The following is a 17,539-nucleotide window of genomic DNA, read 5'->3' on the forward strand; positions in this document are numbered from 1 at the left end:
GATCGATTTGGTGCGAAAGACGATCCGGGTCGGCCGGGCGGGTCACTCGACGCCCATGGGCGGTCTCATCAGGCGCACGAGCGCGCGCTTCTGCGGGCGGGACGGACGTGCATTGAGCGGCACCCCAGGGGCTGGCCGCCGGCTTCGGAAGGCCTTCGGTCAATCCGGGACATGTCCGGACGAAGTATCGATCCGTCCCCGCAGACCGGCCGGGACTGGCCCGGGCGCTCCGTAGCTGCGCCGAGCCGCGGTCCAGTTCGGCAGCGGGTGCCTGATGTTTGGGGCTTGACCGACCATCCGGCGCGATGAGCGCGGCTTTCGACGCCGGCTCAGGAACTCGTGCTCGCTCAAGGCGCATCGGGACCACCTCCGCACCGGAGATAGGCCGACTCCATCAGCAGGCAGCGACGGTGTGGCAAAAATGCAGCGCGCCTCGCTGTAAATGCGCCGTCGCGCTTTCAAGCACTGAGCAATTTCTGTGCCAATACCAAGAATAGCTGATGTAATGGATGAACCAGCATTCGTAAAACGCAGAACTCATCGGCAAAAAGACGCTGATCGGCCACGTTGGGACTAAATTAATCGCTTTATTTCCGCCAGTTGCGCGGCGATAGAACTTACTTCTACATTTATTCCTGGAGAAATATCGGTCTCATTCTCCGGAATGCTTCATCTTACGGTAAAACATATTCTATTTTGCCGAAGAAAAGACTCATTGATGGGTCACATGCGCAAGAACATCGAATCTTCATTGTTCTCCACTGAAAAGAGGCGTCTTCGAGTTTCAGTTCTGTCGATCTCGTGGCGCGCGGGTTTGAGCCTCGCTGCCCTCGGATGGTCCGGTTCGAACCTCGCGTGGGCGCAGACTTCCCTGAGCGCTGATCCGAACGCTTGGCGCACGCCGGAATATCGGGCCGATTGGGGGCTTGAGGCCATGCGTGCGGCCGATGCCTATGCGGCCGGCTACACGGGTTTGGGCGTCACGGTCGGTGTGGTCGATTCGGGCCTCTACAGCGCCCACCCGGAATTCGCCGACGGCCGCGTGACGCCACTCACGATCACCGGCACCTTCGGATCGGACGGCTATTACTTCATGGACGGCTCCGGTGCACCGGCAGACCTGTCTCCACAGCCGAGCTTCTTCAGCCGGGGCGAGGCCTACACCATCCCCGGCACCTACGATCCTGCTGTCAACGATCCGCACGGCACGCACGTGAGCGGATCGATCGCCGCCGCCCGCAACGGCAACGGGATGCATGGCGTGGCGTTCGACGCCACTGTCTACGTCGCGAACACGCACGCCACCGATGAGAGCATCTACGGCGCGAACGCCGACTACGCGTACTTCAAGAACGCCTATGGCAGTCTCGCGGCCGCCGGGGCCCGGGCGCTCAACTCGTCCTGGGGCAGCCCGCCGCCCACGGACAACTACAACACCCTCCCGGGCTTGCGCCAAGCGTACACGGAATTCGACGGCCGACTCAGCTACGTCGATGCCGTGTCCGATGTGGCCAAGCAATACGGCATCATCCAGGTCTTCGCTGCGGGAAACACCGGCTGGGACAATCCGAACGTGCGCTCGTCCCTGCCGTATTTCCGGCCGGACATCGAGAAGAACTGGCTCGCGGTCGGCGCGGCCGGACGAGGCGCGAACGGAAGCACGGCCCCCGAGGATCTCGTCCTCGCCTCATACTCGAACCGCGCCGGCGCCGCCAAGTATTGGTACGTCGTCGCTCCCGGCGATGCAATCAACAGTACGGCACCGACATACACGCGGAGCGCCGTCTGGGATCCCAATGTCTGGAACATCGATCCGAACCATCAGACCGGCTATACCACGGTCGATGGGACCTCGATGGCGGCGCCGCACGCCACCGGCGCGCTGGCGGTCATCATGCAGCGCTATCCGTACATGACCAACACGCAGGCCCGCGACGTCCTGCTCACCACCGCCTATCACCGCGATGCCGTCGACGGCGTGCCCGACGCCAACCCGAATGCGCCCAACGCGGTCTGGGGCTGGGGCGTAATCGACCTCGACAAGGCCATGAGGGGGCCCGGCCAGCTCCTGGGCCCCGTCGCGGCCAACTTGCCGGCCGGCATCAAGGATACATGGTCTAACGCTATCTCAGAGGATGCTCTGATCCAGCGCAGGCAGGAGAACGACGCCGAGACCGCCGCCTGGGCGACCCGTAAGGCCGCCCTCGATCTCCGCCTTCAGGTCCCGGCCCTGACGGCCGGCCTACCGGCCAGCCGGACCGCGCTCGACGGCGTCGTCAGCGCGCTGCGCACCGGCAGCGAATCCGCGATCCTGAGCGCCATCACGATCGCCGCCGCTGATGCCGTCGCCAATCAGATCCTGGCGACGTTCGTCCAATCCCAGGGATATGATGGCTTCCAGCCCTTCAAGGACCCGGCCTACGCTTCCGCCCGCGCCGACGTGGGCAACCTCCTGAATACCTATTTATCAGGACTGACCAGCGCCGATTACGACCGCACCATTGCTTTCATCGTCCGGGATTGGCAGGCCGAGACTCAGATCGAGACCACGCGGATCGCTTCCTTCGCCGGCCTGCCCACCCAGGGCAGCCTGATCAAGCTCGGGGACGGGACGCTGACGCTGAGCGGGACGAACACCTTCTCGGGCGGCGTCGTCCTGGCAGGCGGCACCCTCTCGGTGGCGCGCGACGCCAACCTCGGCGCCCCCAGCGGTCCCCTCGCCTTCGACGGCGGAACCCTTCAGATCGCCGGAACCGCCTTCACCGCCACGACCCGCCCGATCACCTGGGGCCGCACCGGCGGTGGCCTCGACATCGCCGATCCCGCCAACACCTTCACCCTCGCCCAGTCCCTCTCCGGACCCGGAGGCCTGATTAAGCTCGGCCCCGGAACCCTCACCCTGGCGGGCGCCAACACCTACGCTGGCGCCACCACCCTCGCGGAAGGCACCCTGCTCGCCCGCGGCGGACAGGCCATCGGCGACCGCAGCGCCGTCACCATCGCGGCGGGGGCCACCCTGGCACTCGCCGATAGCGAGACCGTTGGATCCCTCGCCGGAGGGGGACGCGTCGCGCTGGGCGCCGCCCGCCTCACCGCCGGCGGCGACGGCACCACCACAACCTTCGCCGGCACCCTCGACGGAACCGGAGGACTGACAAAGGCCGGTCCCGGGACACTCACCTTGACCGGCGCCAGCACATACACCAGCCGCACCGTGATCGCGGCAGGCACCCTCGCGCTGGCCGGGACCGGTTCGATCAGCCCCTCCCGCGGCGTGGCGCTCGCCACCGGCGCCAGCTTCGACATCTCCGGCCTGACCAGCGCCGGCACCACGATCGCCGGCCTGGCCGACACGGCCGTCGGCCAGGCCGGCACCGTGACCCTCGGCGCCAGAACGCTCACGCTCGCCAACCCCAGCGACAGCTTCGGCGGCAGCATCACCGGGAGCGGCGGGCTGACCCTCATGGCGGGCACGCAGACGCTGACCGGGAGCAGCACCTACACCGGCCGCACCACAATCACCGGCGGTACGCTGTCCCTGGCCGGGGCCGGCTCGATCGCCGCTTCCAGCGGCGTGGCGCTGTCCACCGGCGCCAGCTTCGACATCTCCGGCCTGAGCGGGACGGACACCACGATTTCGAGCCTGTCCGACACCGTCGACGGCCAAGCCGGCAGCGTCGCGCTCGGCGCCAAGACGCTCACGATCTCCAACGCCAGCGGCAGGTTCGGCGGCGTGATCGGTGGCGCCGGCGGCCTGAGCCTGACCGGCGGCACCCAGGCGCTGACGGGCGCCAACACCTACGCCGGCGGCACCACCATCGCGGCCGGCGCGCTCCGCGCGGCGAACACCGCATCGCTGGGCACCGGAGCGGCCACGGTCACCGCCGGAGGCACCCTCGACGTCAGCGGCGTCACCCTCGCCAACGGCCTGACGCTGGCGGGCAGCGGCCCGGGCGGCGTCGGCGCACTGACCGGTACCGGCACGGCTGGCATTTCGGGAGCGATCACGCTGGCCGGCAACGCAGCCCTCGGCGGCAGCGGCACCCTGACGCTCTCCGGCCCCATCGGCGGCGGCGGCAACGGCGACAGCCTGTCGAAGGTCGGCACCGGCACCGCGATCCTCACCGGCGCCAGCAGCTACACGGGTGCCACCACGATCTGGAGCGGCACCCTCGCGCTGGCCGGGGCCGGCTCGATTGCCGCCTCCAGCGGCGTGGCGCTGGCCACCGGAGCCAGCCTCGATATCGCTGGCCTGACCGGGACCGGCGCCACGATCGCCGGCCTCGCCGACGCCACCGGGCAGGCCGGCACCGTCACCCTCGGCACCAGGACCCTGACCCTGGCCGACGCCAGCGGCAGCTTCGGCGGTACGATCACCGGTACCGGCGGCCTGAGTCTGACCGGCGGCCGTCAGATCCTGACCGGGACCAGCACCTACACGGGCGCGACCAGCGTGGCGGACGCCACGCTGGAGATCGACGGCGTACTCACCGCCTCGGAGGTCACGATCCGACGCGGGGGCACGCTGTCGGGTACGGGCAAGATCGGCGACCCGCTGATCGAGGCCGGCGGCCGGCTCGCCCCGGGCAGTGCCGCGGCGATCGGCACCCTGGCGATCCACGGCCCGCTGACCTTCGCGCCGGGGGCGTTCTACACGGTCCGGATCACGCCGAGGTCGAATGACCGCACCGACGTGACCGGCCCGGTGACGATCCAGGGCGGCACCGTGCAGGTGCTGGCGGGTTCGGGCACCTACACGCCGGCGCTGCGCTACACGATCCTCACCGCCACCGGCGGCATCACCGGAACGTTCACCAGCCTGCAGACGACGAGCAACCTCGCCTTCCTGACGCCGTCGCTGAGCTACGAGGCCCACGGCATCGCCCTCGGCTTCGCCCAGACCGCGCCGCTCACCAGCGCGGCCACCACCACGAACCAGGCCAGGATCGCGAGTGCCCTCAACGGCACCGGGCCGACGGTCACCAGCACGCCGACCACGGTCGGCGGCGCGCCTCCCGCCGTGACCACGAGCGTGTCGGCCACGGGCACGGTCACGACCGCTGTGAGCACCGGCACCGGCACGACGACGGTTGTGTCGAGCCCGGCTGCCCAGGTGACGACGGCGCTTCTGAACCAGAGCGCGCCCGGCGCCGTCCAGGCGCTCAACAGCCTGTCGGGCGAGATCCAGGGCTCCGCCGTCTCCGTGCGGGCGCAGACCGCTTTCGTCGCGCAGGGCACCCTACTCGAGCACCTGCGCTTCGGCGCCGGTCCGGCCGGCGGTCACGGCCTGACCGGCGCTGCCGGCCAGCGTTGCACCCCCGGCACCATCCTGCTGGCCGGCTACACGGCCTTCACCCCGGACGGGCCTGCCACCTGCCTTGTGCCGGAGCGGCCGCTCGCGCCGCGCTACGGCGTCTGGGGCCAGGCCTTCGGGGTGTTCGGATCGAGCGATGCCACCCGCAATACCGCCCGCCTCACCCGGGAGACCGGCGGCTTCATGCTCGGCGCCGAGACCGGCCCGGGCGTGCTCGGCGACGGGCTGGGCTCCGGCCTCGACGGCTGGCGCGTTGGCGTGGCGGGCGGCTCCGGTGTCACGCAGTTCGACGCGGCCACCCGCCAGTCGTCCGGCCGGATCGAGGGCAGCTTCGGCGCCGCTTATGTCAACGGAACTCTCGGACCCGTGCAGGTCCGGCTCAGCGCCATGTATGGCAGGGACGCTCTCGACACCCGCCGTACGGTGCTGTTCCCGGGCTTCGCGCAGGCGGTCAGCGGCCGCGCTGGAGGCAGCACGCTGCAGGGCTTCGGCGAGGTCGGCTACCGGATGGGCTGGGTGGAGAGCTATGTCGAGCCGTTCGTGGGCGTGGCGGCGCTGCGCCTGCGCCGGGACCGCTACACCGAGACGGGGGGCTCGTCGGCGCTGGCGGCGTTCGGGGGGACCGATCTGATCGAGACGGCCACGGCGGGCATTCAGGCGCAGGCGGTGGTGGCAGATCTGTTCGGGGGCGCAGGCCCGCTGTTGGCGCAGGGTCTGATCGGCTACCGGCGGGCGTTCGGGGATGTGGCGCCGGCCGCGCTGCTGGCGTTCCGAGGTAGCACGGCATTCCGGACGGCCGGCGCGCCGCTGGCTCCAGACGCGGCGGTGGCATCGGCTGGCCTGGACTGGGCGGTGGCGCCGCGAACGGTGATGGGTCTGAGCTATGACGGCCAGATCGGGGCGCGGACGCGCGACCACGCCGTCAAGGCCAGCCTCTCGTACCGCTGGTGAACGCGGCGTCTCGGGCCTGGGCCGGAACGGGCGCGCGGGTCACCGATGCGGCGCCGTATTCGCGCGACATTGCGGCTTGTCGTGAGCGTGGAAACGGAAGGTAGAAGTGCCTTTACCGCCCGTTATCATACCTGTTCGTTGCGGGAGGTCCGAAGTACTAAAAATCAGGGACAAAGCCGATTGTATCCGGCGTCAGCACTCTTGAGACAGATCGAGGGCCTTAACGGACGGAGGATGGCTGGTTCATCGTAGCCCCAGGAGCGAAGATGAAGCAGCCATCCGGACCGGCAACGAAGCCGGCAGAAGTCCTGATCAAGGATATTCGCCGAGCCACGCGCCGGCAGTTTTCGGCCGAGGAGGAGACCCGCATCGTGCTGGACGGCCGCGCCTGGATGTTGGGCGGGGATGCGCCGACCTTCTCGGACATCACGCTGGCGACGGCGGTGGCTGTCTCGAAATTCCCCGTCTGCGCCACGCCGCTGGACGAGCGGTTCGAGCACCTCGATGCCTTCTGGCGGCGATGGCAGGAGCGCCCGGCGTTTCGAGCGGCCTACGCCGATCGCAGCAGCGGCGTGCCGGAGCTGGACGACCGTCAGTAACCCCGGCGCGTGATACGGCGGTGATGGGGACCGGCCCGATCGCGAATGCCTCGGCGATCGGGGCCGATCTACCCTCTCACGGGAAGGGCGAAGCGTCCGCTCCGGACGTGATGTCTGCAATCCCGGGTGTGGAACGGCACCTGGCGGCCGCTTTCCACCGCGAGCCGAAGTTGACGGATGCGGGGCTGCTTTCGGACTCGGCCGACGGCCGTCCCGGCGGCCGGCATGGGTCGGAGGCGGATGCCCCCTTCGGCGCGACGCGCCAGGGGCCGCGCCCCGTTCCAAGCCGAAGCTGCCGGCTGACCGACAAGGGGCCGCGACCCGGAAGCGGCGACGGCGTTCCGCACGGCCGACAGGGGGCGAAAGCGGGCCGGCCGGTGCGGATGGATATGCGACGGGCTGCTTCTCAGCTGCCACCGTATCGAGGCGGAATTCGTAATCCTGCCTGGCGTAATTGCCAGATCCCGCACCTGTCGATCTGCGAGGCGACAGGAACAATCATCCGCCCGAACAGATGCCATCTTGCGCACACCGCGCAAACGGAGCTGCTCGCATGTTCATGAAGCTCGACCGCCTTCAGGCTGAACTGCCCCAGCCGAAGAAGCCCGATCCCAACGCCGCTGCCGCCCTGCAGGAGCTGCTCGGCGGAAAATACGGCGAGATGTCGACGCTCGGAAACTACATGTTCCAAAGCTTCAACTTCCGCAACAAGTCGAAGCTGCGCCCTTTCTACAGCCTGGTATCGAGCATCTTCGCGGAGGAACTCGGGCATGTCGAGCTGGTCTCAACCGGCATCGCCATGCTGAACAACGGTCCGGGTGACGACACCGAGGAGGTCGACGTCTCCAAGGCCCCCTTCCACGACATGCAGGACATCCGGCTGGCCGGCAGCTTCCTGTCGAACGGCGGCGGCGCGACACCTGTCAACTCGAACGCCCAGTCGTGGAACGTCGACATGGTCACGACCACGGGCAACATCATCATCGACCTGCTGCACAACTTCCACTTGGAGTGCGGCGCCCGCCTGCACAAGCTGCGGGTCTACGAGACCCTGACGGACCCGACCGGTCGCGAGGTCTGCGGATATCTCCTGGTGCGCGGCTCGGTCCACGCCCACGCCTACGCGCTGGCGCTCAAGAAGCTCACCGGCGTCGAGATCGAGAAGATGCTGCCCACGCCGAACATCGTCCTCGACAAGATACCGGAATGCCAGAAATACTTGCAGGAGGGCTCGCACCGGCGCCTCTACCGGTTCAGCCCCGACGACTACAAGGAAGCGGCGGGCGTGTGGTCGAACGACGAGGTGGCGCTGCCCGGCGATCCGCCCGGCAACCTGGAAGTGGTGGACGGTCTGCCCGAGGGTGGCAAGATCCCCGAGCTCGACGGCAATTACGGGGCATTCGCGCCCAACTACGCGCCCCAGGAGATCTTCGAGATCGCGAGCAAGCTCTACAAGAAGAGCCGCTGAACGGACGACGGTGGATGGAGATCGCCCCGCGGATGCGACGCCGCGGGGCGCGGAGGCTCTCTCGGCGGCTCTCTGCCGCTCGGACGGCCGAGCCGATGGCGTTCAGACCCCGGGCGCGGTGCGCCCGGCCCGGATGCCCCTGGACGACGGGGTGACGCAGATCCCGGGATCACCGCGCCGTTCTGCCCCGCAACACAGCCCTCGCCCTGCCGCCCTGCGCCCCGGGTGCCTTGCATCCCGGCGCCGGGCGGGACACATCCCGTCACCCGAACGTGACGGGACCCGACGGGAGAGACAATGACGGAGATCGGCCACGGCTTGCTCGCTCACCGGTCCGGCGCGCCGGTCGCCGAGGTCCGGCCGCGACGCTTCAGCGTCCACGGGCAGGAGATCACCGACGATTACGCTTGGCTGAAGGCCGAGAACTGGCAGACGGTCCTCAAGGACCCGTCGGCGCTGCCCGACGACATCGCCGCCTACCTGAAGGCCGAGAACGCCTTCGCCGAACAGGCGCTCGCCGGGAGCACGGAGCTGCGGCGGCAGCTGGTCGCCGAGATGCGCGGGCGCATCCAGGAGGACGAGAGCGGCGTCCCGGAGCCGGACGGGCCCTTCGCCTACTACACCCGCCATCGCGCGGGCGGCCAGCACCCGCTGATCTGCCGGCGGCCGGCCACATCGCCCGACGTGCCCGAAACGGGGCCGGACCCGGACGAGACGATCCTCATCGACGGCGACCGCGAGGGCGAGGGCCTGCCGTTCTTCGAGATCGCCGCCGCGGTGCATTCCGACGACCACGAACGACTCGCCTGGAGCGCCGACACCAAGGGCTCGGAACTCTACACGATCCGGGTGCGCGACGTCGCCACCGGCCTCGATCTCGACGACCGGGTCGACGCGACCTCCGGCGAGGCGGTCTGGGCCGCGGACGGAGCGAGCTTCTGGTACGTGGCGGTGGACGCCAACCACCGGCCCGCGAAGGTCATGCGGCACCGCATCGGCACGGGGCAGAGCGAGGACGAGACCGTCTACACGGAAGCCGATGCCGGCTACTTCGTCCATATCGGCAAGACCCAGTCCGGCGCCTTCCTCGACGTGACGGTGAGCGACCATGAGACCTCCGAGGTCCGGCTCCTCGACCGGCACGCGGAGGACGCCCCCTTGCGCCTCGTCGAGCCGCGCACGCCGCTGCTGATCTACGGGGTCGAGCATCGCGGCGACCGGCTGTTCATCCGCACCAACGCGGACGGCGCCGAGGACTTCAAGATCGTCACCGCGCCGCTGGACGATCCGGGCCGCGCCCGCTGGACCGACCTCGTGCCGCACCGGGCCGGGGTGATGATCCGCCACCTGCACCTGCTCACCGGCCACCTGATCCGTCTGGAGATCGAGAACGCCAAGCCGCGGATCGTCGTGCGCGACTTGGCCGACGGCGCCGAGCACACGGTCGCCTTCGAGGAGGAAGCCTATTCCCTCGGCCTGCGCGCCGGCCTCGCCTTCGACACGGCCACGATCCGCTTCGTCTACGCGTCGATGACGACCCCGTCGGAGACCTGGGACTACGACTGCGCGGCCCGCACGCGGGTCCTGCGCAAGCGTCAGGCGGTGCCGAGCGGCCACGATCCGGCCGCCTACGTGACCCGGCGGCTCTTCGCCACCGCGCCCGACGGCGCGCAGGTGCCGATCTCGCTGCTGCACCGGCGGGATCTCGTCCTCGACGGCAGCGCGCCGCTGCTGCTCTACGGCTACGGCTCCTACGGCACGCTGATGCCGGCGGCGTTCCGCACGAACCTGCTGAGCCTCGTCGACCGCGGCTTCGTCTACGCGATCGCCCATATCCGCGGCGGCACCGAGAAGGGCTGGCGCTGGTACCTCGACGGCAAGCGCGAGAAGAAGCCCAACACCTTCACGGACTTCATCGCCTGCGCCCGGGCCCTGATCGCGGCGCGCTACACCGCCGAGAAGCGCATCGTCGCCCATGGCGGATCGGCGGGCGGGATGCTGATGGGGGCGGTGGCCAACCTCGCGCCGGAGCTGTTCGCCGGGATCGTCGCCGACGTGCCCTTCGTCGACGTGCTCAACACAATGCTCGACGCGGAGCTGCCCCTGACCCCGCCGGAATGGCCCGAATGGGGCAACCCGGGCGAGAGCGAGGCCGCCTTCCGGACGATCCTGTCGTACTCGCCCTACGACAACGTCGCCGCCAAGGACTATCCGGCGATCCTGGCGCTCGGGGGCCTCACCGACCCGCGGGTGACCTACTGGGAGCCGGCCAAGTGGGTCGCGCGGCTGCGCGCCACCATGACGGGCGGCGGGCCGGTGCTCCTGCGGATCAACATGGAGGCCGGCCATGGCGGCGCCGCCGGCCGGTTCGACCGGCTGGAGGAGGTGGCGCTGATCTACGCCTTCGCGCTCATGGCGGTGGGGAAGGCTTGAGCGCCGTCGTCCGTGCGGGCGCATGGCCCATGACGGCGATGACGGGGCCGTGACGGGGCGATGACGGGGCGCGGCGCCTGAGGCGTTCAGAGGGGCCGGTCCCACGGAGATGGGAGCCCCCCCCTCAGGATGCGGCCGGCCTCATGGTCGGACCTCGGCGGGAGCCGGCGGTTGGGCGATCCCCTCGTCCGGATTGCGGGCCCGCTTCGCCGCCTCCTCGGCGGCCTTCTCCGCGGCGGCTTTCTCCGCAGCCGCTTTCTCGGCGGCAGCCTTATCGGCCGCGGCCTTGAGAGCCGCCGCGCGGGCCCGGTCCATCTCGATCCGGGCGCGGCGGCGCTGCCGCTCCACCTGGTCGGCCTCGGTCAGCTCGATCGTCTCCAGCTCGCGCTGCAGCACGAAGGCGGCGAGGCCGTTCGACAGGGTGCCGACGTCCAGGACGCGCTCCGGCGCGCCGAGGGGCCCGGTCAGGCCGAACTGGACCGCGGGCGGGCCGGCATTCCAGCCCCGGGGGACCGGGCCGCCCACGAGCGTGCCGCGGACGTCGAGGCGGCCGGCGCGCAGGTCGTAGCCGACGGTGCCGGCCCAGCGGGCCGGGCCGAGATCGAGGTCGAACGGCCCGGCCCGCAGGACGCCGCCCACGATGGTGGCGGCGGCCCGGGCGGATCCCCGCGCCTGCCCGCCGCCCCGGGCGAGTTCCTCGGTGACCAGGGCCTGGAGCCGCCCCTCGCGGAGCGGGTCGTCCATCTCGGCCGCCCGGGCCAGCACCCGGCCGAGGGCCGCGGGATCGGCCGCGGGCAGGCTCAGATCGGTCAGGGTGAGCGCGCCGCTGCCCGAGAGGCTGTCGGCGAGGCCCGGCAGGGTCTCGGCCGTGGCGGCGAACCGCAGATCGGCGCTCAGGCGGCCGCCGATCGGGCCGCCGGCCAGCGTCGGGAGCGCCGCACCGTCGAGGCTGCCCGAGCCGGAGACCGCGGCGCCGGCCCCGAGACGGGCGATCGTCACAGAACCCACGAGCCGTCCCCCGGCGAGCTTGCCGGACAGGTCCCGCAGGATCAGGTTCCCGTCGGTGAGGCCCAGGGCGGCCGTCGCCTCCGTGGCGACGAGGCCGCGCCCGAGATCCAGGCTGGCGACGCGGGCGTCGAGGGACAGGGCCGGATGGGCCGTCGGCGGCCCGAACGTGCCGTTCGCCCCCGGCGGGATCACCAGGGCGGCGGCGAGCTGCGGCACGGACAGGCGGTCGAGGGCGAGGCGGCCGTGCAGGGCGCCGCCCGCCGCCCGCAGCAGCGTCCCGTTCACCCCCGAACCCGAGACCGTGCCGGCGATGGCGGCGGCGGTCTCGCCCTGCTGCCGCGACAGCGTGACGGTGAGGTCGGCCGGCCACGCGCCGGGGGCCAGGGTCGCGGCGCCGGCGAGCGTCAGGAACGGCGCCAGATCGGCCGTGTCGGCCCGGACTTCGCCGCCCGTGGGCACGAAGTCGGGACCGACCAGGATCGGGCGGCCGGTGGAGAGCCGGAGGCCCGCGACCGTTCCGTTCGCCGTCAGGGCGAGGGCCTGCCCGTCCGGCCGCTCGGCCGTCACGTGCAGTTCGGCGGGCTGCTGGAGGCCAACGATGTCGGTGCGGCCGAACCACGCCCCCGCCCGGGGCGCGGTGAGCGTGGCGGTGCCGCCCTCGATCCGCGTGCCGCGGCTCGCCAGGGTCAGGTCGAGGGTGCCGCCGCCGGCGCTGCCCCGCGCCTGAGTCCGCAAAGCCGCGGCCGCGCCGCCCGCCCGGTCGAGGGTGACGGCGAGGTCGAGGGGCGCGTCCCGCAGGACGGCGGGCAGCAGGCGGATCTCGCCCACCCAGACCCGCTCAAGCAGGCCGAGCAGCGGCGCCGCCGCCGGGGCCTTCAGCCGTCCGGAGACGCGGCCGGTCCCGTCCGCGCCGATCTGGCCGGACAGCCGGGCGCTGGCGCCGGCGAGATCGGTGACGTCGAGGCTGTCGACCGTGAGGCCGGCGCCGTCGGACTGGATCCGCGCCGCGATCGTCCCGGTGCCGGAGCCCGTGGCGCCGAACCGGACATCCTTCGCTTCCAGGGTCAGGGCGAGGTCGGTGTCGCGCAGGGTCCCGAGCGTCGTCCCAAGGGGCGGCAGGCCGGCGATGTCGAGGCCGCTGGCGCGGATCTGGGCCTCGAAGCGGCCGCGCTCGGTGCCCTCGGCGGCGGTGTAGCGGGCGTTGCCGGTGATCCGCGCCGGTCCGAGGCCGAGGCGCAGGTTGCGCAGGGACAGGCCGGTGGCGGCGGCCGACAGGTCGGCGGCGGCCTCGACCGTGCGCCCGTCGAGGAGCGCGACGAGGGGCCCCTCGGCGCCGAGGCGGCGCAGATAGCGGCCCAACGCCTCCGAATCGGGGGCGGTGAGCGCCACCGGGCCGGTGAAACGCAACGGGGCCGTCTCGACCTGCCCGCTCGCCGCGACGGTGGCGTCGGCCGGGCCCGTCACCGACAGGCGGCGCAGCAGCAGGCCGCCGGCCCGTTCCAGGGTGCCGGTGAGGGCGAGGTTCGACCAATCCTCGCCGCCGAGCACGGCGCTGCCCACCGTGAGGTCGAGATCGAGCATGGCCGGCAGGCTGCCGGCCGAGCGCGGCAGGCCGCGGCCGATCAGGTTCTGGCCCTCCGCCGAGGTCAGGAAGGCGTCGAGGTCGAGGCGGCGGGCCTCGAGGGTCAGGCCGCCGCGCCACTGGCGGAGATCGAGCCGGCCGGTGCCGCCGAACCGCAGGCTCCGGCCCCCGGGATCGATGGCGAGGTCGACGCCCTCGAACCGCACCTGCGTGCCCCGGGCCTTGAAGGTGCCGGCCAGCGAGAAGGGCAGGTAGGCGCCCGCGGCCTGGGTCGGCGGCCCGACGACGAGGCGCGCCGAGCCCTCGGCCTCGACCAGGGAGCCGCCGGCTTCGCTCGGCGCGAGGCCGAAGCGTGCATCCGCCTCGAAGCGCGGAGCCGCGTCGCCGCCGCCGGAGATCTTGGCGGCGAGGCGCCCGTCGGGTCCCGGCGTGCCGCTCACCGCCCGGAACGGGATGCCGCCGCTCGTCCCCTCGACCCGCCAGGGGCCGACCAGGGCCGGCGCCTGCAGGTGCAGGTCCTGGACGTAGAGCTGGTCGGTCCGCCCGGTGGCGGGCACCTGCGTGGTGACCAGGAACTGCTGGATCTGCAGGTTCTCGATCGCGAGGTCGCGGTCGCGCAGGGCGCCACCGAAATCGGCCGGCAGCTTCAGGGCGTCGGGGCCGGCGACCGGGAGCTTGATCTCGGCCCGGCCGATCCGGGTCTCGGTGAAACGGAACTCGCCCTTCAGGAGCGGCGCGAGGGCGATCTCGGCCTTGACGAACCGGGCGTCCAGGCTCGGCCGGTCCGGATCGGCGCCGAGATGCAGGCGGTCCACGCGCAGCCGCGGCGAGGGCAGCAGCCGGACCTCGATCCGGCCGTCGGTCCGGACCGGGACGCCGAGGGACCGGGCGAGCGCCCGGTCGACGAGCGCGCGATGGGCCTGCCAGTCGACGAAGGGCGGAACGGCGAGCGCCGCCACGAGAACCAGGATGACGGCGCACGCCAGCGCGGTCAGAAGATCACGCAATGGTCCTGTTCCGCACCATCTCTCCGCGAGGCCGCGCCATCACCGTGCCGCCGTGCCCCGCGTGCCCCCGCGAGTCAGTTGTCACGGCCATAGCACGATAAGCCCCCGGGAGCGCCAGCGGCGATGCCACGGTCCGGAGCGGCTCTCGGCGCGCGCGCGGCGGCCCGCGGCACCCCGGGCCAGGAGCTCCGGACCGGGCGCGGGTCCCCTCTCCCGTGCGGGAGAGGGACAGGGTGAGGGATGCGACCTCTCCGGAAAGACCTGATCCCTCACCCCAACCCTCTCCCGCACGGGAGAGGGGGCTTGTCGCGCTCCGCCGCCGCTGTCGGCCCCCGATCACACACGTGCCGATCCGCGGCCACCGGGGAGACGGCGGCGCCCCGCAGCCGGCCGCGGGCCCCGAAGGGCGCGGATCGTCCCAGCGCGGACAGCCGCGCTTCATGGCTCCGCGCCCCCTCGGCGGCGCGAACGGCCTCGACGCCGTTCGCGATTTGGTCCAGGGATGCGGGATGCAGAACCGCCCGCAAGCGCAGCCCGCCGGGGACGGCGCGCCCGCCACGTCCATCACCGCCCGCGCCATGGGCGCCCTCCGCCGCGACGCCGCCGGCTATCTCGAGGGGCTCAATCCCGAGCAGCGCCGCGCCGTCGAGACCACGGAGGGCCCGATCCTCGTGCTGGCCGGCGCCGGCACCGGCAAGACCCGGGTGCTGACCACCCGCATCGCCCACCTGATCGCCACCGGGCGGGCGCGCCCCTTCGACATCCTGGCGGTGACCTTCACCAACAAGGCCGCCCGGGAGATGAAACACCGGATCGGCACGCTGATCGGCCCCGCCGGCGAAGGCATGCCCTGGCTCGGGACCTTCCACGCCATCGGCACCAAGATCCTGCGCCGCCATGCCGAGCTGGTCGGGCTCAAATCCGACTTCACCATCCTGGGCACCGACGACCAGCTCCGGCTGATGAAGCAGGTGATCGCCGACCAGAACGTCGACGAGAAGCGCTGGCCGGCCCGGGCCCTGTCCCACGCCATCGACGGCTGGAAGAACCGCGGCCTCGGCCCCGAGCAGGTGCCCCCGGGCGAGGCTGCCTCGTTCGCCTTCGGAAAGGGCGGCGCGCTCTACACCGCCTACCAGGCCCGGCTCGCGACGCTGAACGCCGTCGATTTCGGCGATCTCCTGCTGCTCTGCCTCAAGCTCTGGCGGGAGAACCCCGACGTCCTGGCCAATTACCAGGACCGGTTCCGCTACATCCTGGTGGACGAGTACCAGGACACCAACGTCGCGCAGTACCTGTGGCTGCGCCTGCTGGCGCAACAGCGCAAGAACATCGCCTGCGTGGGCGACGACGACCAGTCGATCTACGGCTGGCGCGGCGCCGAGGTCGACAACATCCTGCGCTTCGAGCACGATTTCCCCGGCGCGGTGGTGGTGCGGCTGGAGCGCAACTACCGCTCCACCGGCCATATCCTCGCCGCCGCCTCGGGGCTGATCGCCAAGAACGAGAGCCGCCTCGGCAAGACCCTGCGCACCGACGACGAGCCGGGCGAGCGCGTCACCGTCACGGGCGCCTGGGATTCCGAGGAGGAGGCGCGGATGCTCGCCGAATCGATCGAATCCCTCCAGGTGAAGCAGCATCCCCTGTCGGAGATCGCCGTGCTGGTGCGGATTTCCGCGCAGATGCGCGAGATCGAGGATCGGTTCGTCCAGCTCGGCCTGCCCTATCGGGTCATCGGCGGCCCGCGCTTCTACGAGCGCGCCGAGATCCGCGACGCCCTGGCGTATCTGCGCGCCACCGTGAATGTCAGCGACGACCTCGCCTTCGAGCGGATCGTGAACACGCCCAAGCGCGGCCTGGGCGACGCCACCCTGCAGCAGCTCCACACCTACGGCCGCGCCAACCGGCTGCCCCTGCGGATCGCCGCCGAGCGCCTGTGCGAGACCGACGAGCTGAAGCCCCGGGTCCGCTCGACCCTGCGGGCGCTCACCGAGAGCTTCGCGCGGTGGGCGCGGCTGGTCGAGGCGCAGCCGCACAGCGAGGTCGCGCAGACGATCCTCGAGGAATCCGGCTACACCGAGATGTGGCAGAAGGACCGCTCGGCCGACGCCGCCGGCCGGCTGGAGAACCTGAAGGAATTCGTCCGCTCCATGGAGGAATTCCCCGACCTCGCGGCCTTCCTGGAGCACGTCTCCCTGGTGATGGAGGCCTCCGAGGCGGAAGGTGCCGAGCGGGTCTCGCTGATGACGCTCCACGCCGCCAAGGGGCTCGAATTCGACACCGTGTTCCTCCCCGGCTGGGAGGACGGCCTGTTCCCGAACCAGCGGGCGCTGGACGAGAGCGGCCGCGCCGGCCTGGAGGAGGAGCGGCGCCTCGCCCATGTGGGCCTGACCCGGGCGCGCAAGCGGGCGAAGCTGTCCTTCGCGGTCAACCGGCGCATCCACGGGCTCTGGTCGTCGACTATCCCGTCGCGGTTCATCGACGAGTTGCCCGAGACCGCCGTCGACGTGGTCGAAGCCCCCGCCCACTTCTCGGCCGGCGCCTCGCGGTTCGACCGCAACCCGGCGCCGTTCGGATCGAGCTACGGCACGCCGGGCTGGCAGCGGGCGCAGGCCAACACCGCGCCGGGTGGCCGGTCCGGGTCCGGCGGCGGCTTCCGGTCCGCGGGCCCGGGCGGCCGCTCCGGCGGCCAGTCCGGCGGACCCCGCCAGATCGAGGGCGAGCTGATCGCCAAGTCGACGGGCGCGCCCTCGGCCTTCCAGGCCGGCCAGCGGGTCTTCCACACCAAGTTCGGGCCCGGAACGGTCGCGGGCGTCGATGGCAACAAGCTCACCGTTGACTTCGACAAGGCCGGCCAGAAAATGGTGCTCGACAGCTTCATCCAGGCCGGGTGAGGCCCGTCCCGCCGACCAAGCCCGGACGTTTCAGGGCGGCAGGGTCGGCCGGCTTCGCCCCTGCGGGCGGGGAGGATCGTGATCGTGCCGGATGCCGCGTCATCGCGTCTCCCCCGTCCCGAACCTGATGCATCCGCGCCAGCCGCGCGGCTTTTTCGAAGCCCCCTTGCCCACCGTCACCCCTTGGTCACACCCGGCGCGCATTCGTCGGATGCGAATCGCACTGGTGCGCCAGTTGCATCGTGTATTCGGCCGCGCACGGATCGTCGTGACGCTCTCCACAGGC

Annotated in this window: 6 protein-coding genes; 5 read left to right on the plus strand and 1 reads right to left on the minus strand. The window is 71.4% G+C overall.

The window, feature by feature from the left end; translation table 11 throughout:
• Window positions 1–814: 814 nt before the first annotated feature.
• From ABC766_RS14105 to ABC766_RS14120, 4 genes are all read left to right on the plus strand, one after another.
• Entirely contained in the window at window positions 815–6,265 is a 5,451-nt protein-coding gene (locus tag ABC766_RS14105; RefSeq protein WP_345822492.1) for a S8 family serine peptidase, read from the plus strand.
• A gap of 266 nt (window positions 6,266–6,531) precedes the next feature.
• Window positions 6,532–6,864 carry a hypothetical protein gene (locus ABC766_RS14110; RefSeq protein ID WP_345822870.1) on the plus strand — a complete coding sequence of 111 codons (333 nt, stop codon included), beginning with the start codon at window positions 6,532–6,534 and terminating at the stop codon, window positions 6,862–6,864.
• 553 nt (window positions 6,865–7,417) lie between these two features.
• Complete coding sequence (locus ABC766_RS14115; RefSeq protein WP_043355261.1) at window positions 7,418–8,332, plus strand: manganese catalase family protein; 915 nt, start codon at window positions 7,418–7,420, stop codon at window positions 8,330–8,332.
• A gap of 297 nt (window positions 8,333–8,629) precedes the next feature.
• Window positions 8,630–10,765, plus strand: a complete 2,136-nt coding sequence (locus tag ABC766_RS14120) for a S9 family peptidase (protein WP_053609259.1) — start codon at window positions 8,630–8,632, stop codon at window positions 10,763–10,765.
• Window positions 10,766–10,906: 141 nt separating this feature from the next.
• On the opposite strand, the gene ABC766_RS14125 is transcribed toward ABC766_RS14120, so the two are convergent.
• Entirely contained in the window at window positions 10,907–14,362 is a 3,456-nt protein-coding gene (locus ABC766_RS14125) for an AsmA-like C-terminal region-containing protein (RefSeq protein ID WP_345822493.1), read from the minus strand.
• Between the two features lie 509 nt (window positions 14,363–14,871).
• Here ABC766_RS14125 and ABC766_RS14130 point away from each other — a divergent pair.
• Entirely contained in the window at window positions 14,872–17,253 is a 2,382-nt protein-coding gene (locus tag ABC766_RS14130; protein ID WP_043389230.1) for an ATP-dependent helicase, read from the plus strand.
• Window positions 17,254–17,539 lie beyond the last annotated feature (286 nt).

This window comes from Methylobacterium fujisawaense, assembly GCF_039619325.1.
Lineage (GTDB): Bacteria > Pseudomonadota > Alphaproteobacteria > Rhizobiales > Beijerinckiaceae > Methylobacterium > Methylobacterium fujisawaense.